Annotated in this window: 15 protein-coding genes and 1 riboswitch; of the genes, 7 read left to right on the top strand and 8 right to left on the bottom strand. The window is 61.8% G+C overall.

Annotated elements, in window-relative coordinates:
- Positions 1 to 13 precede the first annotated feature (13 nt).
- The gene (gene murF / locus IRZ31_RS05825; RefSeq protein WP_297150877.1) at positions 14 to 1,483 is read right to left on the bottom strand and encodes a UDP-N-acetylmuramoyl-tripeptide--D-alanyl-D-alanine ligase; all 1,470 of its coding nucleotides are present in this window, start codon (positions 1,481 to 1,483) and stop codon (positions 14 to 16) included.
- A gap of 299 nt (positions 1,484 to 1,782) precedes the next feature.
- Between murF and IRZ31_RS05820 the strand changes: the two genes are divergently transcribed.
- Positions 1,783 to 2,760, top strand: coding sequence for an NAD(P)H-quinone oxidoreductase (locus IRZ31_RS05820; protein ID WP_297150875.1), 978 nt, complete (start codon positions 1,783 to 1,785; stop codon positions 2,758 to 2,760).
- A gap of 139 nt (positions 2,761 to 2,899) precedes the next feature.
- Here IRZ31_RS05820 and IRZ31_RS05815 read toward each other — a convergent pair whose 3' ends face one another.
- Positions 2,900 to 4,246, bottom strand: coding sequence for a hemolysin family protein (locus IRZ31_RS05815; RefSeq protein WP_297150873.1), 1,347 nt, complete (start codon positions 4,244 to 4,246; stop codon positions 2,900 to 2,902).
- A 434-nt stretch (positions 4,247 to 4,680) separates the two neighbouring features.
- Positions 4,681 to 4,795: riboswitch (TPP riboswitch) on the top strand.
- A gap of 364 nt (positions 4,796 to 5,159) precedes the next feature.
- Between IRZ31_RS05815 and IRZ31_RS05810 the strand changes: the two genes are divergently transcribed.
- The 4 genes from IRZ31_RS05810 (at position 5,160) to IRZ31_RS05795 (ending at position 10,364) form a co-directional block, all read left to right on the top strand.
- A complete protein-coding gene (locus IRZ31_RS05810; RefSeq protein ID WP_297150872.1) occupies positions 5,160 to 5,930 on the top strand; it encodes an ABC transporter ATP-binding protein in 771 nt (256 codons plus the stop codon).
- A complete protein-coding gene (locus tag IRZ31_RS05805; RefSeq protein ID WP_297150869.1) occupies positions 5,927 to 6,718 on the top strand; it encodes an ABC transporter permease in 792 nt (263 codons plus the stop codon). The genes IRZ31_RS05810 and IRZ31_RS05805 overlap by 4 nt, the downstream gene beginning before the upstream one ends.
- 56 nt (positions 6,719 to 6,774) lie before the next feature.
- Positions 6,775 to 7,842 carry an ABC transporter substrate-binding protein gene (locus IRZ31_RS05800; RefSeq protein WP_297150867.1) on the top strand — a complete coding sequence of 356 codons (1,068 nt, stop codon included), beginning with the start codon at positions 6,775 to 6,777 and terminating at the stop codon, positions 7,840 to 7,842.
- Positions 7,843 to 8,129: 287 nt separating this feature from the next.
- Positions 8,130 to 10,364 (top strand): WD40 repeat domain-containing serine/threonine-protein kinase, encoded by a 2,235-nt coding sequence (locus tag IRZ31_RS05795; RefSeq protein ID WP_297150865.1) that lies wholly within the window; start codon positions 8,130 to 8,132, stop codon positions 10,362 to 10,364.
- A gap of 67 nt (positions 10,365 to 10,431) precedes the next feature.
- Here IRZ31_RS05795 and IRZ31_RS05790 read toward each other — a convergent pair whose 3' ends face one another.
- A complete protein-coding gene (locus IRZ31_RS05790; protein ID WP_297150863.1) occupies positions 10,432 to 11,079 on the bottom strand; it encodes a thiamine diphosphokinase in 648 nt (215 codons plus the stop codon).
- 317 nt (positions 11,080 to 11,396) lie between these two features.
- Between IRZ31_RS05790 and IRZ31_RS05785 the strand changes: the two genes are divergently transcribed.
- On the top strand, positions 11,397 to 12,758 hold the full coding sequence (locus IRZ31_RS05785; protein ID WP_297150861.1) for an FAD-binding oxidoreductase: 1,362 nt from the start codon (positions 11,397 to 11,399) through the stop codon (positions 12,756 to 12,758).
- An 8-nt stretch (positions 12,759 to 12,766) separates the two neighbouring features.
- Positions 12,767 to 13,504 carry an SDR family oxidoreductase gene (locus IRZ31_RS05780; protein ID WP_363325637.1) on the top strand — a complete coding sequence of 246 codons (738 nt, stop codon included), beginning with the start codon at positions 12,767 to 12,769 and terminating at the stop codon, positions 13,502 to 13,504.
- A gap of 12 nt (positions 13,505 to 13,516) precedes the next feature.
- Here the strand turns inward: IRZ31_RS05780 and IRZ31_RS05775 are convergent, their stop codons facing one another.
- The 5 genes from IRZ31_RS05775 to rpsT form a co-directional block, all read right to left on the bottom strand.
- Complete coding sequence (locus IRZ31_RS05775; RefSeq protein ID WP_297150857.1) at positions 13,517 to 16,114, bottom strand: glycosyltransferase family 39 protein; 2,598 nt, start codon at positions 16,112 to 16,114, stop codon at positions 13,517 to 13,519.
- A gap of 216 nt (positions 16,115 to 16,330) precedes the next feature.
- Positions 16,331 to 17,086: a 23S rRNA (guanosine(2251)-2'-O)-methyltransferase RlmB gene (gene rlmB / locus IRZ31_RS05770; protein WP_297150854.1), complete on the bottom strand. Its 756-nt coding sequence runs from the start codon at positions 17,084 to 17,086 to the stop codon at positions 16,331 to 16,333.
- Between the two features lie 168 nt (positions 17,087 to 17,254).
- On the bottom strand, positions 17,255 to 18,082 hold the full coding sequence (locus tag IRZ31_RS05765) for a ribonuclease HII (RefSeq protein ID WP_297150902.1): 828 nt from the start codon (positions 18,080 to 18,082) through the stop codon (positions 17,255 to 17,257).
- A gap of 161 nt (positions 18,083 to 18,243) precedes the next feature.
- Positions 18,244 to 18,708: a 50S ribosomal protein L19 gene (gene rplS, locus IRZ31_RS05760; RefSeq protein WP_363325636.1), complete on the bottom strand. Its 465-nt coding sequence runs from the start codon at positions 18,706 to 18,708 to the stop codon at positions 18,244 to 18,246.
- 389 nt (positions 18,709 to 19,097) lie between these two features.
- Positions 19,098 to 19,391 carry a 30S ribosomal protein S20 gene (rpsT, locus tag IRZ31_RS05755; RefSeq protein WP_297150851.1) on the bottom strand — a complete coding sequence of 98 codons (294 nt, stop codon included), beginning with the start codon at positions 19,389 to 19,391 and terminating at the stop codon, positions 19,098 to 19,100.
- Positions 19,392 to 19,449 lie beyond the last annotated feature (58 nt).

The following is a 19,449-nucleotide window of genomic DNA, read 5'->3' as shown; positions in this document are numbered from 1 at the left end:
CCTCTCTTCCCGCTTATTGTGCGCTGGTTGCTCGCCCGGCTGAGGCCCCCGGTTCGGCTGACCACAGGCTGAGCATGGTTTCCATCGCCATGCCGCGCGAGCCTTTGAGCAGGACCAGGTCAGCAGGTTGGACCTCTGCTATCAGGAGAGCCGCCGCGGCGCGCTTGGCCTCTTCCAGGGCGGCACGGTCATGCGGGTCAGCGGGAAAATAGTGGGTGCGCTCCGGCGGCAGGCCAGCAGCTCTGGCGCCCTCGACATAGTGGCGGGCCTGATCGCCAACGGCCACTACATAGTCAACGAGGCCGCCAAGGGCCTCGCCAGCGCGACGATGCTCGCGCTCAGCATGGGGACCAAGCTCGAAGATGTCGCCCAGCACGGCCCAGCGTCGCCCTCCTTTCTCGACCGGTGTGGCCTGCATGGCGCGCGCGATGGCAATAATCGATTCGGCGCTGGCGTTGTAGCTGTCGTCGATGAGGGTGCTGCCGTTTGGCCCTGGCTTGATTTCGCCGCGTCCTTTGACCGGCGCCAGCGACTCCAGGGCGGCACGAATCTCGGCCAGGGGCAGGCCAGCAGCGCAACCAACTGCCGCCGCAGCGAGGGCGATGTAGATGCCGTGGTCACCGGGAATATGCAACTGAACCGGACACTGTTCGCCATGATAGCTCAGGAGGAAGTGCCGCCCGCGCAGCGGGTCGCCGCCGTCGGGAATGGCTCTCACCTCGGCCTGCTCGGCTGTTCCATAGTAAACGACGCGCGCCTGCGTCCGGGCCGCCATGCCGCGTACGCGCGGATCATCGTAGTTGAGGAAGGCGATGCCATCGGGAGGCAGGGCCTCGACAAGCTCGCCTTTGGCCTGGACGATGCCTTCGACCGATTTGAAGAATTCAAGGTGAGCGCTGCCGACATTGGTAATGACCGACCAGTGTGGGCGGGCGATGGTTCGGCAGAGCCAGGCCAGCTCTCCGACCCACTGGGCCCCCATTTCGAGTACGGCATAGCGGTGCTGCGGCTCTAGACGCAGCAGCGTCAGCGGATAACCGATCTCGTTATTGTAGGAGGCGAAGGTTTTGAGCGTTGGCGCCTGCCTGCTGAGAACAGCAGCGATAGCCTCTTTAGTGCTCGTTTTACCGTTACTGCCAGTAATGCCAATGAAGATAGTGCCTTGCTGACGTTGGGCGCGCTGGCGGGCGATGGCGTGTAGGGCCTGAAGGACATCGGGAACGACAATCTGCAGAAAGGACGGGGGGACGTCCTCAGCGAGTTGACTGCAGAGGGCGCCGCCGGCCCCTAGGCGCGCGGCGTTGGGAATGAACTGATGACCATCGACATGCTGGCCCTTGAGGGCGATGAACAGATCGCCGGGTTCGATCTGGCGGCTATCGTGGTGGGCTGCTGGGAAAAGGCGCTCCGTTTCCTCGGAGCCCAGACCGTAGAAGCGAGCGCTATCGCCGCAGGCCTGACGAATGTCACTAAGGGTGAACATAAAAGCTACGTCCTCTCCTCTCTCCTCTGCCTATATCTGCTACCTTACTACCTCTATCAGGTGATCTGTCTCTCTCTGGCCAGGACCAATTTGCGGGCTTGCGAACTACGGATTCTTGGGGCCATTATACCATAGCCTCTACAGCGCGCATACGTGCCCGGCAGCCGGGGCAGACCGCGCCCGCCCTGACCTGACGCCGCGGTTCGGGGAGAAATGTGATAAGGTTAAGGGAAGAGAGCACGGGCTGTAAGCAGCCTGCGGTCCGAAATGGAATCTGATGGAATGGAGGAACAGTTTCGATGCGAGCAGTCGTGATCACTCGTCCCGGAGGCCCCGAGGTTCTGGCCATTCGTGAGGTGCCGACGCCGGAGCCCCAGGGCGATCAGGTTCGTGTGCGTGTGCACGCTGCCGGCCTCAATCGCGCCGATTTGCTGCAGCGGGCGGGTGGCTATCCTGCACCGCCCGATGTGCCCTCTGGTATTCCCGGGCTGGAGTTTGCGGGGACCGTCGATGCGGTGGGGCCTCTGGCGCGCCGTTGGCGACCGGGTCAGCGCGTGATGGGTCTGGCCGGCGGGGGGGCACAGGCCGAGTACATCGTCGTTCATGAAGGGTTGCTGGTGGAAATCCCCGACCGTCTCGACTTTGTGCAGGCGGCGGGTATTCCCGAGGTCTTCATGACCGCTCACGACGCCCTCTTTACACAGGCGGGCCTGCAGATGGGCGAGCGCGTATTGATCCATGCTGCCGGCAGCGGCGTAGGCACAGCAGCCATACAGCTGGCCCATGCCACCGGGGCCATTACGTTCGGCACCGCGCGCACGCCGGCCAAGCTGGAGCAGGCTCGTGAGCTGGGGCTAGACCATGCTCTCACTGCTCAGGATTTCGCCGCTGAGGTCCAGCGTTTGACGGGAGGTCAGGGTGTACAGGTGGTGCTCGACTTCGTTGGCTCTGCCTACCTGGCTCAGAATATGGAGGCCCTCGCTCCCTGGGGCCGCATGGTCATTCTGGCCACGATGGGCGGGGCCCAGGCCGAGATCAATCTTGGGCTGCTGATGGCCAAACGCTTGCAGATTCGTGGCTCAACCTTGCGCGCGCGCAGCCTGGAGGAGAAGCTGGCCGTCACGCGCCGCTTTGCCACCTCGGTGCTGCCTTTGCTGGCAAGCGGCAGGGTCAAGCCCGTTATCGAGCGCGTCTATCCCCTGGAAGAGATCGCCGAAGCCCATCGCTATATGGGTGAGAATCGTAACTTCGGTAAACTGATACTCTCCCTCACCTAGTTGGCTTCGCGTTTTTGTAGACTGACCAGTTCGCCCAAGCGCCGGCGAGCCGATGGCGACTGGCGGCAGTGGCTGGCGGTCCGAAAGTAGCTGCTCGCCGGCGCGGAGCGCGGTCGCGAGGTCAGTCGGGGGGCCTGCTTCAGGCTGAGGTCTCTTGCTCGTCTTCGCGCGCCTGCTCGCCTGCCTGCCGTAGGCGAATCAGCACTTTATCGACGCGCCGGCCATCCATGTCAACGACTTCCAGCTCAAAATTGCCCAGAGTGATCCGGTCTCCTTCCTGGGGAATGCGATCAAGATGGGCCTGCACCAGGCCGGCGATGCTACTGTACTGGCCGCGCTCTTCCTCGGGAATGGGCGGCAGCCCGATCTGTTCGCGGACTGTTTCGTAGCTCTCCAGGCCGTCGACCAGCCACGAGCCATCTTCCCGCTGCACGATGCTGCGCTCCTCGTCCACATCGTACTCATCCTGGATCTCGCCCACCAATTCCTCTAGCAGATCCTCCATTGTTACCAGGCCGCTCACCTGGCTGTATTCATCGATGACAATGGCGAGCTGGGCCCGTTCACGCTTGAAGCGACGCAGCAAATCGTCCAGGTGTTGCTGCTCCAGAGCAAAAATCGGCGTGCGCAGCAGGCGCAGGTAATCGCGGCTGTTGCTGCCAGTCAGCATATAGAGCAGATCTTTGGCATGCAGGATGCCGAGAACATTGTCGATCGTGTCGCGGTAGATTGGTAGGCGGCTGTAGCCGCTCTCGCGAAAGACGCGCGCCACCTCTTCGAGGGAGGCGCTGGCCTCAATGGCCACGATTTCGCTGCGCGGGCGCATCACCTCGCGCACGGTGCGGTCCGCAAAGTGGAGAGCGCGACGGATAAACTCCTCCTCTTCGCGCTCGACCGCTCCACTGGTGAAGCCTTCATGGGTCAGGTAGACGATGTCTTCCTCGGTGACCTCTGGCTGAGTGTCTGTGCGCTGGCCGAGCAGGCGCAGCAGGAGATTGGTGGAGAGCGTGAGCAGTGCCACGATGGGGCGGGCGAGGCGCGATAGCAGGCTCATGACGGGAGCGGCGGCACTGGCCACGCTTTCGGCATGCTGCAAGGCCAGACGTTTGGGGGCCAGCTCGCCGATCACCAGCGTGAAGTAGGTGATGAGCAGAACATCGATGGCCAGAGCCAGACTATCAGCATAAGTGCCGACGACAGGTAGCGTACGCAGCCAGTCCGCCAGGGGACCACTCAGGCTGGCGCCGCTGAAGGCTGCCGCCAGGGTGCTGATAAGAGTAATACCTACCTGGACGGTCGCGAGAAAGCGGTCCGGTTCCTCGGCCAGCTCCAGGGCCTGTCGGGCCCGTTTCTTCCCGGCCTCCGCTTGCTGCTGCAGCCTGCCACGTCGCGCCGAAACGGTGGCAATTTCTGAAGCTGCAAAGAAGCCATTGGCAACCATTAACAGAAAAATAATGAGCAATTCGATGCCGAGTCTACCGGACATGCCTCCGCTCTCCTCTCTTCTGTCCTCTTCTCTGTATCGTGATCTCTCTCGGGCACTGTGCCAGCAGCCTGACTGCGTAGCTAGTAGGACGTAATGGAGCTGATACCGTGTCACGCCGTGTCCACAAGGCATCTGCTCGCCCAGCAGCACGATGCTGTGTCTGGCCCGCCCGTCCAGACAGTACCCAGCAGAAGTAGTCTCTATTCTAACATGTCTGTCGCTCCAGGGTGAGTATCTGCCGAGCGCCGCCCGGCACCGGCAGCGCTGCCCTTCGCCCCGGCCCAGGATGCTCTCACTTCACAGCGGTCGCGCTTATGGGCTATAATAGCGGTGCAGGGCTGGCGAGCAAACGGTCAAACCGGGCGCGCGGCGCGGCACCTGCAGGTTCTTGGGAAGCGTCAAACACAGCATTTTCAGAACTGTCCTGTATCTAATGGCGCTGCTAGGGGAGCCGTTCCAGGCTGAGAGGGCGGCCATCGACAGATGGCTTGCCGACCCTGAAAACCTGATCTGGGTAATACCAGCGGAGGGAAGCGGCGAGCGCATCCGCCCTCGGCGCTCGCGTGAGATGCCCCGCTCCTGAGCGAGCCAGTCCAGCGAGGGGGATGCACATGAGCAGTCTGCCTCATTGCTACGCACCAAACTTGAGCGCCGCTGCAGGTTAAGATTGGTTTGTCGTGCGTGGCTGCCTCTTTCCCTGCTCAGTTGATTACTCGGCTCGCTACCAGCTCTGAGCTGAGCCGGGAGCGGAGGAGCGAGCCATTGCTGCCAGGCCCGCTCTGCTCTGCGCTCCATGCCGCTGTTTTGGGTTCCTCTCCTGCCAATGGCTGTCTCGGCCCCCTTCAGCGCTCCACTCTGCGCGCCTGCGAGCTGCGCAGACTCAGCCTTGTTAGCGATAGTGGAGCAACAAGCGATGCATTCGCCCAAATTGCAGCTTGAGGGGGTCACGTACCGCTACCGCGCTGGAAGACAGAGCGTGGAGGCGCTGGCTGGCATCGATCTGACGGTCAACGCGGGCGAGTTTGTGACCATCATTGGCCCCAGCGGCTGCGGCAAAAGTACCCTGTTCAACATCATTGCCGGGGTCGAGGAGCCGACTGACGGCACCATTATGCTGGACGGCGAGGTCAATGGCGAGCGCGCTGGCAAGACGGGTTACATGCCGCAACAGCCGCTGCTCCTGCCCTGGCGCACTGTCGAGGAGAATGTGATGCTGGGCCTGGACATTCGCCGGGTTCCGCGCAAGCTCGCGCGCGAACAGGCTCGCGAACTGCTCAAGCGCTTCGGCCTGAGCGAGTTCGCCGACCACTACCCGGCCTCGCTCTCCGGCGGGATGAGCCAGCGCGTGGCCTTGCTGCGCACCGTACTCTTTCATCCCTCTTTTCTCCTGTTAGATGAGCCATTCGGTGCCCTCGATGCCTTGACTCGCCTCTCTTTGCAGATGTGGCTGCAGGAGCTTTGGCAGAGCCTTGAATCGAGTATTCTCTTTATTACTCATGATGTTCGTGAGGCCATCCTGCTCTCCGACCGCATCTACATTTTCAGCGCTCGCCCGGCCCGGGTGCTGCGCGTTGTCAGGGTAGAACTGCCGCGCCCGCGGCGTCCTGAGCAGTTGACCACGCCCGCGGCTGCCGGCCTCGAACAGGAGTTGATCAGCTTGCTGCTGAAGGAGCAGACAGCATGAAGGACGGCGCCCTGAGTACTCTGCGCAAGCTGGCCAGCTATGGACCGGCCATCATTCTCGCCACCCTTCTCCTCGTGCTCTGGGAAAGCTATGTGCACCTGGCCCAGGTGAGTCCTTTTATTCTGCCGGCGCCGACGGCCATGTTGCAGGCTTTGGTGGCTAACTGGGACCTTCTCTACGAGCACACCTTGCAGACGCTGGTCGAGACTCTGATCGGCCTGGCTATCTCGGTGGTTCTGGGCCTGCTCATCGCCGTGCTGCTCGATCTCTCTACCTGGGTGCGGCGCGCGCTCTACCCGCTGCTATTGACCTCGCAGACCATTCCAATGGTGGCGCTGGCGCCGTTGCTGCTGGTCTGGTTCGGCTATGGCCTGCTGCCCAAGGTCTTGCTGGTGATTCTTTACTGCTTTTTCCCCATCGCCGTGGCCTGCGCTGATGGCCTGCTCAGCGTCGAGCCGGAGCTGATCAAAGTCCTGCGGAGCATGCACGCCTCGCGCTGGCAGATCCTCTGGTTGGTGCGTCTGCCAGGGGCCTTGCCGGCCTTCTTCTCCGGCTTGCGCATTGCCGTCACCTACAGCGTCACGGGGGCCATCGTCGGAGAGTACGTCGGAGCCGAGAAGGGCCTGGGCCTCTATATGGAGACCTCGGCCAACTCCTTTGCGATGGCCAATGTACTGGCGGCGGTCCTGATTACTGTCGTCCTGACCATCCTGCTCTTTGGACTGGTGGCCCTCTGCGAGCGTCTGGCCCTTCCCTGGTATTTTACCCAGGCACGGACGCGGCGCTGAACCCTCATCTCATGCCTCAGCTCTTTGGCTTGACTGGAAAAAAGGATAGGTCACCCATGAACAACAGAACACGTTTGACATTGAGTATTGTGATCCCGCTGCTGGTCATTGTGGTAGTCGTTGGGGCCTTCCTCTGGCAGCAGCGTGGCGCCAGCTCTGGCACCAGCGCCGGCCCCGCCGGCACTGGCACGGCGCGGCCTCTGACGACGGTCAAGCTGGCCCTCGACTGGACGCCCAATACCAATCACACAGGTATTTATGTGGCCCTGGCCCAGGGCTGGTACGCCCAAGAGGGGATCAGACTGGAGATCCTCCCGTTTTCTTCGAATGTCTCGCCCGACGTGCTGGTCAGTACTGGCAAGGCCGATGTGGGCATTAGCTCGACCGAGGGGGTGGTTACCGATGCGGCCCTCGGCCAGCCTGTGGTCTCGATCGCGGCCATTATCCAGCACAATACTTCAGCGCTGGTGACGCTGGCCAGGTCTGGCCTGAAGCGTCCGCGCGATCTCGATGGCAAGGTCTATGCCGCTTTCGGCGCGCCTTATGAGACGGCGGTGGTGAGCGCCATTATCAAGCACGACGGCGGCAAGGGGATCTTTCGCAGCGTCACCCTGGATGTCGATAGCATGCAGGCCCTGGAGACGGGGCGCGTCGACTTCGTCTGGGTCTTTGAGGGCTGGGAGGTTATTCAGGCTCAGCGCCAGGGGGTGCAGCTGAATGTCTTCCCGGTGACCAGCTATGGTATTCCCGATTACTATACCCCAACCTTGATTACGGGGCCGCGCCAGATCAAGGAGGAGCCGGATGTACTGCGTCGCTTCATGGCGGCGACAGCGCGCGGCTATGAGTATGCACGCCAGCATCCGCGTGAGGCGGCGCAGATGTTGCTCAATATGGCCCCCAAGGGCACTTTCCCCGATCCTGGCCTGGTCTACGCTAGCCAGGCGTTCTTGAGTCCGCGCTACGCTGACCCAGGCCGCCCGTGGGGCTGGCAGGACTCCGCCCCCTGGCATGGTTATCCTCAGTTCATCTTAGATACGGGCCAGATTAAGAATAGTGCCGGCCAGGTCGTGCGCTCGCTCAACTTCGACTCGCTCTATACCAATGCCTTCCTGCCTCACTAATTGATTGCCTGGCTCTGGCCTGCGCCAGCGCGTACTGCCAGTCCGGCCCAGGAGGGACCGATGGCGGCCAACGGAAGAGAGGGTAGCCGGTCAGCTCTTCCGTTGGCCGCCGTGCTTTTGGGTGGCTCTAGAGTGTTGTCATGAACCCGTGCGGCTGGGCAGGCAAGGCGGGAGAAAGCCGATACCTCGGCGCACTCTCTTCGTTTCATCTAATAGATGGATATCCTGCCATCCTGGATCTATCTGCTCGATAAGCTGCTCTAGCCTTGGTGCGAAGAACCACCATTATGCAAACATCCGACCAGTATACCTTTTGCCCGACGTGCGGGGCCGCCAATAGCCCGGGAACCCAGATCTGCCAATACTGTCAGGCCTCCCTCTTGCCTGCTGCCGAGCCTGCCGCCTCCGACTCTTCGCCGGCTCAGGGAAGTCCGGCTGTGATCAAGCTGGGGCCTGAAGCAGAGGAAGAACCAGTAGACAGCCGCTCGCTTGTGCCGCTCTGGCCCGGTATGGTCTTGCGAGAGCGTTATCATATTTTGCGTATTTTGGGACGCGGCGGTTCGGGGGCTGTCTATGAGGCCAGCGACCTGCACGAAGGCGAGCGCCGCGTAGCCATCAAAGAGATCGTGGCCTTCCATCTGGAGCCGCGTGTGGCTGCTGAGACAGTGGCCGCCTTCTACAGTGAGGCCTCGCTGCTGGCAACCCTGCGTCATCCCAGCTTGCCAGAAGTTTACGAGTATTTTACCGAGCAGGATTGCTGCTATCTGGTCATGGAATTCATCCAGGGCGAGACGTTGGAGGAGCGCTTGCAGCGCAGCCAGGGTGGTCGCCTTCCTCTCGCGGAGGCCCTGGAGATTGCCATTCAGCTCTGCGCCGTCCTTGAGTACTTGCATTCGCGCCCTGTGCCGATCATCTTCCGCGACCTGAAGCCGGCCAATATCATGCTTGATAGTGTAACCGGGCGGGTCTGTCTGATTGACTTTGGCATCGCGCGACGTTTCAAACCGGGTCAGAGCCGCGATACGCTGGCGCTGGGGTCGCCTGGCTACGCGGCCCCTGAGCAGTATGGAAGGGCGCAGAGCACGCCCCAGGCCGATATCTATGGACTGGGGGCCACGCTCCACCAGATGCTGACAGGCGTTGATCCCTCGGAGGCTCCTTTGCGCTTTGCCTCGCTGCGCTCCTTTGATCCTTCGCTCCCGCCGGAGCTGGATGAGCTGGTGGCGCGCATGGTGGAGATCTCTCCCCAAAAACGGCCAGCCAGCGCGGCAGAAGTGCGACGCCAGCTTGACTTGATTCGCCTCCAACTTCCACGGGACCAGCGGACCCGCAGCCTCAAGCGGAGCCAGCAGCCGCTCCCAACCCAGGGGAGACGCCGGCGCCTGGCGGCCCGGCTCTCATCTGCCGCGCCGTCATCGGCAGCTGCGCCAGCAACCCCGACGCTGCCGCGCCGTTTGCTGCTCTTTGCCGCTCCTTTTGTCGTGGGGACTGTGGTAGGCCTTTTGGGAGCGCGCGAGCTGGACCTGCCGCTGATATCGGCCTCGGCCAGCCTTCAGACTCCCACCGTCTTCGCGCGCACGCCAGCGGCCAATCTGCTCTCGCTCCCGCACGTGAGTGTGCGCCTGGCCCGGAGCTACAGCGGCCATCAGGCCCCGGTTCGTGCTCTGGCCTTCTCCAGCGACGGGCAGTATCTGGCCTCTGGTGACCTCGCTCATGTGGTTCAGGTCTGGGAGCCGCTCTCTGGCGAGCTGCTGCTGCACTATGACGATCATCGCGCGGCCATTACCTCCCTCGCCTGGCTTCCAGGCACCAGCGTGCTGGCTTCCAGCAGTGAGGATGGTACGGTGCAGGTCTGGGATGTGGCTCAGCAGCAGCGTCTGCTGGTCTATCGGGGCCATCGAGGAGCAGTGCGAGCTGTCAGGGGGAGCGCAGTGGGTTTGTTCGCCTCGGGTGGTGCCGATGGCAGCGTGCAAGTGTGGGATGCCAGCACTGGCGCGCGCCGCTTGCTGCTCTTGAACGAGCGCCGTCTGCCGATCAATGCTCTGAGCTGGTCACCGGCGACTACCATCCTGGCCTCTGCTGATGAGCAAGGCAACGTGTTGCTGTGGGACACCCGCAATGCGGCGCTGAGCGCGCGTCAGAGCGTACTCGACGCTGTGAGCGGGCAACCTGTGGCCTTGCTAGCGCTCGCCTGGTCGCCCGATGGCTCGCAGCTGGCGGGCGCCGGTGCCGACGGCCAGGTAGTCTTGATCAGCCTGCAGGGCAACGCCTTTCTGGGCGGCCTGGTCGCTTCATCGTCCCCCTGCACCGCTCTGGCCTGGTCGCCGGATAGTCGCCTGCTGCTGGTTGGCAGCGGCAATCAGACCACCATCTGGCTGGCCAGTACAACCGCTTACAGTCCACTCTACACCTATGAAGAGCAGGACGGAAGCGTGGCGGCGGTGGACTGGTCGCTCAATGGCGGGCTGCTCGCTTCCACGGGTGGGAAGAGCGTGCGTGTCTGGAGTGTGAGCAGCAGCTAATCCTCGCAGGCGCTGGAAATGGCCGGGCGGGAGGGCGAGCGGGCTGCCGACGATGGCCCGGGCCGGATCAGAGGAGATCGCTGCACGTGTGGATGATCAAGAGCTGACCGCTGACCAGGGAGATGCTGGCCTCCGGCTGGATTAGCTGATTGCTGACTCCTCGGGGCCGGCCAAAGACGAGCGTCTCCCCGTGCAGCGGATAGTACAGCCCCTGGGTAGCGACACCCTGAGCATCGCCCGCCAGAGGCAGTAGCGAGACCAGATCGCCGATCTGACCACGGATCTGCGTGGCACCGGGACCGCGCAGTAGCCAGCAGATTGATGGTCCATCGATGAGGCGTACTGTCACCTGATCATAGGCTGCCAGCAGCAGGACGTTGGCCAGCGCATGGTCGCAGCGGGCCCCACCCAAGGCTCCCAGGATGGTCACAGCCGTTGCTCCCTGCTCAATGGCATACTGGAGCGCCAGCTCGCTATCGGTCTCATTCTTCTCGACAGGCGTTTGCACGAAACGGCAACCGACGGCTTCAAGTTGAGCTGCCAGGGCAGGAGCGAGCGAATCCAGGTCTCCCAGTACAACTTCCGGCTGCCGGCCCAGGCGAAGGGCGCTCTCGGCACCACCATCTGCCGCCAGAATCAGGTCTGCCTGGCGCAGAGCCTCCTCAACCAGGATGCTCGGGCGCAGCGTTCCACCGGCGAAGATCACCGCCTGCATCTCAGCGCTTGGACTCCTTTCTTTCCGTTGTCGCCGCCGCCCCGCCGTTGGTTGGTTAGTTGGTCCTGCTGGGTCGGGTCAGGGCGGGCAGATCTCGACTGGAGAGCATTGTACCATCTCGCCAGCATAGCAAACGAGGGCTAGAAGGGGGCAGAGACGTGCAAAGCGGCGAATAATGACGTACAATGGCCCTGGTTGGCTGGAAGGCTTCTGGCTGCCTGCTGCTGATTTGCCAGCTAGCCAGCGCGTAGCTCTTTTGGTAAGTTATCCGTTCTACAGGTGGAAGTCTTCACTTCGCCACGTGGAGGAGAGAAGCAATGCTTTCCACGCAAGCAATACCGCAATCATGGGGGCGTTATCCGCGCGTCAAACCTGCGCGCGTCGTACCGATCTACTGGCGCGATCATCTGCCCGATCTGCAGGCCCTGCCTGGGCCGCTGCTGGCCTACGGCTATGGCCGCAGCTATGGCGATAGCTGTCTCAATGAGAATGGAACGGTGCTGGCGGCCAGTCACCTGCGGCGTTTTCTGGCTTTTGATGAAGAGCAGGGGCTGTTGCGCTGTGAGGCCGGCGTCTCGCTGGCCGAGATTCTGGATCTTATTGTGCCTCGGGGCTGGTTCCTGCCGGTCTCTCCTGGCACGAAATTTGTATCGGTGGGTGGCGCGATTGCTAATGATATTCACGGCAAGAACCATCATAAGGCGGGAACCTTCGGCTGCCACGTCACGCGCTTCGAGTTGCTGCGCTCGAATGGCGAGCGCCTGATCTGCTCGCCAACTGAGAATCGCGAGCTGTTTGAGGCGACAATCGGCGGCCTCGGCCTGACGGGCCTGATCCTCTGGGCCGAATTTCGCTTGAAGCGCATCCACAATCCCTATATCGATATGGAGCGTATCCGCTACGATTCGCTCGAAGAGTTTATGGAGCTGTGCGCCGAATCCGACGAGCAGTATGAGTATACGGTGGCCTGGGTCGACTGCCTGGCAAGCGGCAGCAAGCTCGGACGAGGCATCTTTATGCGCGGCAATCATAATCAGTCTCCCGAGTATGCTCACAAGCCGCTGCCGCGCAAGCTGCCGCTGGCTGTGCCTGTTGATCTGCCCTCCTTTACCTTGAACACGCTGACGCTGAAAATCTTCAATACGCTCTACGATCACTCTCAGCTTCAGAAGCGCGTCTTTAAAGTAGTTCCTTATGAACCTTTCTTCTATCCACTAGACTCTATTCATGATTGGAACCGCATGTATGGACCACGCGGGTTCTTCCAGTATCAGTGTGTGGTGCCGTACGATCAGGGCTATGATGTGATGAAGGAGATTCTACAGCGCATCAGTCGCTCCGGACAGGGTTCGTTCCTGACGGTCCTGAAGAAGTTTGGCGACGTACGCTCGCCTGGTTTGCTCTCCTTCCCGCGCCCGGGCCTGACCCTGGCGCTGGATTTCGCCAACCAGGGACCGAAGACGCTGCGCCTCTTCGACGAGCTGGATGCGCTGGTGCGCGAGAGCGGTGGGGCGCTTTACCCGGCGAAGGATGCGCGCATGCACGGCGAGGATTTCAAGCGCTTCTTCCCACGCTGGCAGGAGTTTATGCGCTATGTTGATCCGAAGTTCTCGTCCAGTTTCTGGCGGCGGATGGCCCTCGTGCCTGCGCGGGAAGAGTCTGCCACGGTAGAGGTTTGACTATGGCGTTGCAGAAAGTTGTGATTGTTGGAGCGACCTCGGCTATTGCCTGGGAGGCGGCCAAGTGCATGGCGGCCCAGGGCGCCGAGTTATTTCTGGTTGGGCGCAACCCGGAAAAGCTGGAGACGGTGGCCGCCGATCTGCAGGTGCGTGGGGCGCAGCGCGTCGAAACCTTCGTTCTGGATGTCAACGACGTCGCGCGTCATCAGGAGATGCTCGACACCGCTGTGGCGACCTTCGGCTGGCTGGATGGCCTGCTGATCGCTCATGGTACCCTCGGCGATCAGCGCAAATGCGAGTTGAGCGTTGAGGAGACGCTGCGCGAGTTCCAGACCAATGCCCTCAGTGTCATCGCGCTGTTGACGCTGGCCGCGAACTATTTTGAGCAGCGCGAGCGTGGCTGCATTGCGGTGCTCTCTTCCGTGGCAGGCGATCGCGGTCGCCCCAGCAACTATGTCTATGGTGCTGCCAAAGGGGCGGTCTCCCTCTTCTTACAGGGCCTGCGCGCTCGCCTTGCCAGGCACGGCGTGGCCGTCGTGACCATTAAGCCAGGACTGGTCGATACGCCAATGACGGCTCACTTGCGCAAGGGACTGCTCTTCTCCAGCGCGCGCCGCGTTGGTCGTGGCGTCTACCGTGCCATGCAGCAGGGCCGCCCGGTGGTCTATTTGCCCGGCTATTGGCGCCTGGTGATGCTCATTATTCGCCTGATTCCTGAGCGTGTCTTTCAGCGCCTCTCGCTCTAGCCTGCTGCTGGCTCAAGGCAGAGGTAGGTAGGTGACCTGGCCATTGGGGCCGACCTCCAGGAGGTAGAGGGGGCGGCCCGGAAAGGCGCGACGCAGGCGCTCAAACTCCTCTGGCTCGCTGGCCCTGGCATAGACGATATCCCCCTGCTCTACGAGGGGATTGTTGAGGGGGAAGAGGACGAAATCGTAGAGGGCCAGGTCGGTGGTGACGACAATGGCGTGATGCACCGGCGGCTGGTAGATGGCCTGCAGATTGATCTGCGTTCCGGCTGGCAGCCCGCTGTAGTTCTGATAGAGGCTGATCTGGCGCGGGGTGTAGTAGAGGAGGTTGCAGGCCAGGAGACCAATGAAGAGCAGGGCCGTCAGCGGGCAGCCTTCTGCCAGCAGACCCATCAAGGAGCGCCCGACGATTGGCTCTTGCTCTGCTTTCGTCTGAGGGAGCGTACTGCTCTCCTGCTGAGGCTGGCGCTGGCCCGTCCTGCTGGCTGAGCGGCGTCTCAAAGCCTGTCTGATGCTCCGGGCAATGGTCTGCTCGTTGCGGGCCAGGGCCACCAGACCGCGGGCACTCAGCATGAGTAGAAAGGGGAGCGTCTCGTAGAGGTAGCGCGGCCCCAGATAGATGCCGTGGTAAAAGTAGCCCACGAAAGCCAGTGTGATAGCCGCTGTCCCCGCTAACAGTAGCCAGTCTGCGGTCCGGCTCTGGCCGCTCACGAAGGGCAGCAGCGGCAGGGCCAGCGTGAGATAGAAGGGCCAGCCGAAGAGATCGATCGCCAGAATCGTCAGTTGCTCGTCGAGGTTGACCAGGCCGGAGGCCAGAGTGTGGGCGCCGTAGAAGCCGATACCCTGGCCAAAGCCCCAACGATCTCCAGGAAAGAACAACTCGCGCGGGGTAATCAGCGGGTTGCCCGTCAGGGCCAGGTTGTACAGCAGGTCGAGGGTGAAGAAGAGCAAAAGGAGCAGACTGGAGATGATCAAGGCCCGCAGCCAGGAATTCGGCCAGGGACGCCAGCGTCTCCAGGCAACAAAGAGGGTGGCGCCGCTCAGCATGGCAATATAGAGCAGTGCCACCTGCTCGCGCGTCAGATAGGCCAGCCCGAAGCAGAGCGCCGCCAGGGGTGGCCCCCAAAGCTTGCCCTCTTGCTGAAAACGGAGCAGCGCCCAGAAGCCCCAGACAAGATAGAAGAGCGTAATGGTGTGACTGAGGTAGGAGGCTGCCAGATAGCTATAGAACGGCGAGAGCACCCCTAGCAGCACGGCCAGCGTAGCGACTGTGCGGTCGTAAAGACGAGCGGCGATGAGACCAATGCCCAGCAGGGCTAACGTCCCGAGGATCGGCTCGACGGCGTAGGGCAGGCCGAGCCAGAAGCCCGGCACCAGCGTGAGAGCGGTGCCGGGTGGATATTGCGCGAACCAGCGACCATTAAACTGAACCATGAAGGGACCAGGAAAGAGGTCGGGCGTGGGTGGAAGGGGCACAGCTAGCTGCCCCTGGGCATACATTTTGGCGGCGAAGACATAAGCAGCAGCATCATAGATATGAGGCTGGCCATTGTACTCGACCCGCGCAATCCAGAGCGTATAACCCAAAGAGGCGATCAGAGCAAACAAGGCCAGCGGATGCAGCGCCGTTGTCAGACGCTGCCACCAGCCTGTGAGGAAATCAGGCACTAGTTGGCCGCAGGCAGTCCTGCTGATGCTGGCTGAGAACCAGAGCCGCTTCTGACCGCCAGCTCCGCCTGCGCCTTCCTGGTCAGCGCGAGAGGTGGCTGGACGTCGGACAGCAACCAGTCGCTGACCCACCAGCGAGCCGATACTGGTCAAGGCACTGCTGATCAGCATCAGCAGAAGCAGCAAGGCCGTTGCCCAGAGCAGCGAGCGCACCAGGGTATCAATGACTTCGGCGCCGAATGGGGCAGCAGCGAGCGGGAAAAAGAAGGTACTCGTGAGCTGTGCTGAGTCTGTGCCCTGCTGAGAGGACAGCTCACGAGAGAGCCAGGTCAGGCTAATGCTGCGATCGTTGCGATCCAGCGTAATCTGGAGCATGCCGCCGGCTGCGGTTTCCAGGATGAGCGAGCGAGGAGTCTCTGGCCGCTGTAGCTCCAGGTGCAGGCGCAGTGTCCTGCTGCCCGGCAAGCTCACTGTTGTCGGAGGCGCAGGCCAGGCGACATTCTGTATCAGATGATTACCGCTCCAGACCTGCAGATTGCGCCAGCGGCTGCTCCCCTCTAAATCGCGCATCCAGCTTTGGAAGCGGTAGTACCACGAGGAGGAAATACTATGAATATACGAGAGATCGAGCGTGAAGTTATTGGTGCTATCGCTCCCGTCGATCTGGTACTCATGAAGAGCGGGGTCCTGAGCTGGCAGGCGCAGCCCTATTAGAGGCGCCAGATGGCCTAAGGGAAGGCGCTGGCCTCCCACAAGCAACGACGTCATACCCGGCTGGCTCACCACCTCCACCGGTAAGGCGACCTGATAGCACCAGGCGTCGGCCCCCAACAAGAGCAGCAACAGGCCGCCGAGCAACACGCAGCGCCAGAGCCAGGAGATTTCTCGACGTCGCTCTGGCACCGGCTCAGTGTGGGGAGTGGCTTCTGCACTGCTGGCCATGCTCATCCTTCCACCTTATCTGCATTCAGACAGGAGCGCATCCCAAAGTATCATAGGCCATTCCCGCTCTTCGCAAAGCGGCTCGTTCCAGCCACCAGCGGCTCCGCTGCTCACCTGCCCCTCTTCGTATGATGAGGAGGGCAACAGGGACAACAAGATATACTCCCGACCGACGCCCATAGATAGCAGGCCGGTCCAGGCTGGAGGCCTGTTCATTCACGGTTTGAGGCGCTTGCGCTGCTCCTGCTGGCGCAGGACTTCATAAAGAACAATGCTCCCAGCGACCGCCGCATTCAGCGACTGGATACGCCCCCGCATTGGAATGCTTACCAGCAGATCACAATGTTCGCGTACCAGACGGTGTAACCCCTTGGCCTCGCTGCCCACCACCAGAGCCAGCGGTCCCGTCAGATCGACCTCAGTATAGCGCTGGCGGGCGGTGGCATCCAGGCCGATCACCCAAATATTCCGCTGCTTCAAAAACTCGATGCAGCGCGTCAAATTGGTCTCACGAGCGATCAGCAGGTGCTCGGTGGCGCCGGCGGAGGTCTTGACCACTGCGGGAGTAATTTCCGCGGCGCGATGCTCGGGAATAACGACCCCGTGCACCCCGGCGGCCTCGGCGCTACGCAGCAAAGAACCCAGGTTCGTAACGTCCTGCAACGCATCCAGAATCAGCACGAAAGGGTCTTCCTGGCGCTCAGCAGCACAAGCCAGGATCTCATCGAGGCTCGCATAGCGTCGCGACTCCACCACTGCAATACAGCCCTGATGGACAGCGCCGCTGCTTAACTGATCGAGGCGCGGACGTGGCACACTCTCAATTGGGATCGAGCGTCTCTGCGCCTCCTCGACGATGGCCCGCAGAGCTGGCGCCTCGCGCAATCCCTCGGCCAGAAGCAGGCGCTTGACCCGGCGCGAGGAGCGCAGGGTCTCCAACACTGGATTGCGGCCCCAGACATAATCGGGCATAGCACTCCCCCAGCAGACGAAGGTTAACGGAGCAGACCTGTTTGATAAAGCAAAGCAGCCACAGGACTCCTGAGACCTGTCCGGGCTGATGACGTTGGGCCAGGTGCCAGGTCATCAGAGAAAGAAAGGACAGCCTGTCAAGATAGAGGGAAAAAGCCAGGCTGTCCTCTAGAACCGGGCATCTTCCTCCTGCTCCACGGATTCCAGCGACATGGTCGGCAGAGGTGCCTCAGCAGCTTCAGACTCGGGCAGGGCGCTGAAGAGGCCAGCGACCAGCTCGCGTACTGGGGCAAAGCTTCGACGATGATGCGGACTCACGCCATAGCGGCGCAGGGCGGCAAGATGGGCCTCTGTCCCATAGCCCTTATGGCGGTCGAAGCCATAGACGGGAAACTCCTCGTGGAGACGCTCCATCAGGTGATCACGCGTCACCTTTGCGATCACAGAGGCTGCGGCAATAGAGAGACAGCGCGCATCACCCTTGATCAGAGGGCGCTGAGGCAGAGGGACGCCAGGCAGCGTCAGCGCATCCAGCAGCAGGGCCTCTGGTCGAACCTGTAGCTGAGCCAGGGCCTCGCGCATAGCCCAACGTGTAGCTTCCAGGATGTTGCGCGTGTCGATCAACTCCACTGGGGCTATGCCTACACCCACGGCGAGCGCCTGCTGCTGAATCACCGCATACATTCGCTCGCGCTGCGCGGGAGTCATCTGTTTCGAATCGCGCAGCTTTGTACGTAAAAATAGCGCAGCCGAATCCTGATCGGACTCGGCTTCAGGCGTCTCAGCCGCCGGTGACAGCCGGGCCAGTTGCTCGACAGGAAGAATCACAGCAGCGGCCACCACTGGACCGGCCAGGCAACCACGGCCAGCCTCATCCAGCCCGGCGACGAAGCGGTAGCCCTGAGCAAGCAGCGCCAGCTCTTCCTCTAAGGTTGGCTCCATGTCCTCTCTCTGCTGCCTCGATTTCGCGCTCGCGCTTCTCCTTTCCCGCGCCAGCTGGAAGCAGGCTTAGCGATTGCCTGGTCGGTGGCAGGACTGCCAGCCTCACCAGCCACCAGGCGTGCGCTCAAGAGATAGCGAGCGAGCGAGCGAGGGAGCGAAGGAGAAACAACAGAGCGTCTCAACAGAGCATAGAGAAGGCTGCCCGCGAGGGGAAACTACTCCTCGCCCCCGCGCTCCTCGGCCAGCGCCTCGCGAGCTGCCGCGGCAGCCTCCCTGGCGGCAATCTCGGCCTTGCGCATCGGGCGGATCTCCTTCAGGCGGGCCGACTTGCCGGAACGCTCGCGCAGATAATACAGCTGCTTACGGCGCACCCGTGCGTGACGGAGCACCTCAATCTTCTCAAGACGGGGTGAATGGAGCAGAAAAGTACGCTCGACACCAATCCCATGTGCAGCGATGCGGCGCACTGTAAAGGTTTGATTGACGCCGCCGCCGTGTAAGCGAATCACAACCCCCTCGAAGGGCTGAACGCGCTCATCTTTACCCTCACCGATGCGCACAAGCAGACGGACCGTATCACCAGACTTAATCTCCGGCACATCCTTACGCATCTGCGAGCGCTCTACTGCCTCCAGCAGTGCGCGCCCGGCGGGCTTTGGAATCTCCTGTTTCTCGGCCATATTCCCAGAAACCTCCACTCCGCTCCATTACGCCACCAGAGCAGGTGACCGCGACGAGGCCCGCTCTTTTCGTTCGCATCCCTTTCCTGGACGGGAGACCTCTCTCACTGGCTAACTGGCTCGCTGCCGCCGTACTGAAGACAGGCAAACAGCAGCCAGGCCGTGCGATCCGGCTGGCTCTGATTCTGGTAGCGCCTGGATAGACGGATTGAGACAACACCAAAGCAGGCGGCAATGAGTCGGCTGGCTACAGACCGACCTCTTGCGCTGCTCTCTATCGTTGTGAAGACTATCTTTGCTGAAGAAAGGCCAGACGGCCCTTTCGCCTACTGCAGGCCGACACTCACAAGCCCTACCTGTAGCTGATCGGCCACTGGCTCGATTCTCACCTAGCGACCGACCTGGGCCTGCTGAGGGGAGCTGGCGGCTTTCGCACTATTGAAGAGCTTCATCAAACGCGACTTGCGGCGCGCGGCATTGTTGGGATGCAGCACACCTTTCTTCACAGCGCGATCCAGCGTACTAATGGCATTGCGCACCGCCGCCTCAGCATCAAGGCCACTGGCAATCGCCAGGCGAGCCTTTTTAATCGCCGTCTTGACCGACGACTTCACGCTGCGGTTATACAAACGCCGCTTGCGCTCCTGACGCAGGCGTTTCTCCGCTGACTTCGTGTTGGGCATAGAAGCTTATCGAACCTCCCCGCTTCCTTAGCGATAATCACACGACAGCTACTCGTTG

This window comes from Thermogemmatispora sp. (genome assembly GCF_019683635.1).
GTDB lineage: Bacteria > Chloroflexota > Ktedonobacteria > Ktedonobacterales > Ktedonobacteraceae > Thermogemmatispora.
This window is presented reverse-complemented; position numbering and strand designations above follow the sequence as displayed.

Excerpts from the sequence above, each read along its gene's own strand:
- IRZ31_RS05810 (WP_297150872.1), top strand. The coding sequence starts at position 5,160 with ATGCATTCGCCCAAATTGCAGCTTGAGGGGGTCACGTACCGCTACCGC.
- IRZ31_RS05790 (WP_297150863.1), bottom strand. The coding sequence starts at position 11,079 with ATGCAGGCGGTGATCTTCGCCGGTGGAACGCTGCGCCCGAGCATCCTG.
- rpsT (WP_297150851.1), bottom strand. The coding sequence starts at position 19,391 with ATGCCCAACACGAAGTCAGCGGAGAAACGCCTGCGTCAGGAGCGCAAG.
- murF (WP_297150877.1), bottom strand. The coding sequence starts at position 1,483 with ATGTTCACCCTTAGTGACATTCGTCAGGCCTGCGGCGATAGCGCTCGC.
- IRZ31_RS05820 (WP_297150875.1), top strand. The coding sequence starts at position 1,783 with ATGCGAGCAGTCGTGATCACTCGTCCCGGAGGCCCCGAGGTTCTGGCC.
- IRZ31_RS05775 (WP_297150857.1), bottom strand. The coding sequence starts at position 16,114 with ATGGCCAGCAGTGCAGAAGCCACTCCCCACACTGAGCCGGTGCCAGAG.
- IRZ31_RS05785 (WP_297150861.1), top strand. The coding sequence starts at position 11,397 with ATGCTTTCCACGCAAGCAATACCGCAATCATGGGGGCGTTATCCGCGC.
- rplS (WP_363325636.1), bottom strand. The coding sequence starts at position 18,708 with ATGGCCGAGAAACAGGAGATTCCAAAGCCCGCCGGGCGCGCACTGCTG.
- IRZ31_RS05800 (WP_297150867.1), top strand. The coding sequence starts at position 6,775 with ATGAACAACAGAACACGTTTGACATTGAGTATTGTGATCCCGCTGCTG.
- IRZ31_RS05805 (WP_297150869.1), top strand. The coding sequence starts at position 5,927 with ATGAAGGACGGCGCCCTGAGTACTCTGCGCAAGCTGGCCAGCTATGGA.
- IRZ31_RS05815 (WP_297150873.1), bottom strand. The coding sequence starts at position 4,246 with ATGTCCGGTAGACTCGGCATCGAATTGCTCATTATTTTTCTGTTAATG.
- rlmB (WP_297150854.1), bottom strand. The coding sequence starts at position 17,086 with ATGCCCGATTATGTCTGGGGCCGCAATCCAGTGTTGGAGACCCTGCGC.
- IRZ31_RS05795 (WP_297150865.1), top strand. The coding sequence starts at position 8,130 with ATGCAAACATCCGACCAGTATACCTTTTGCCCGACGTGCGGGGCCGCC.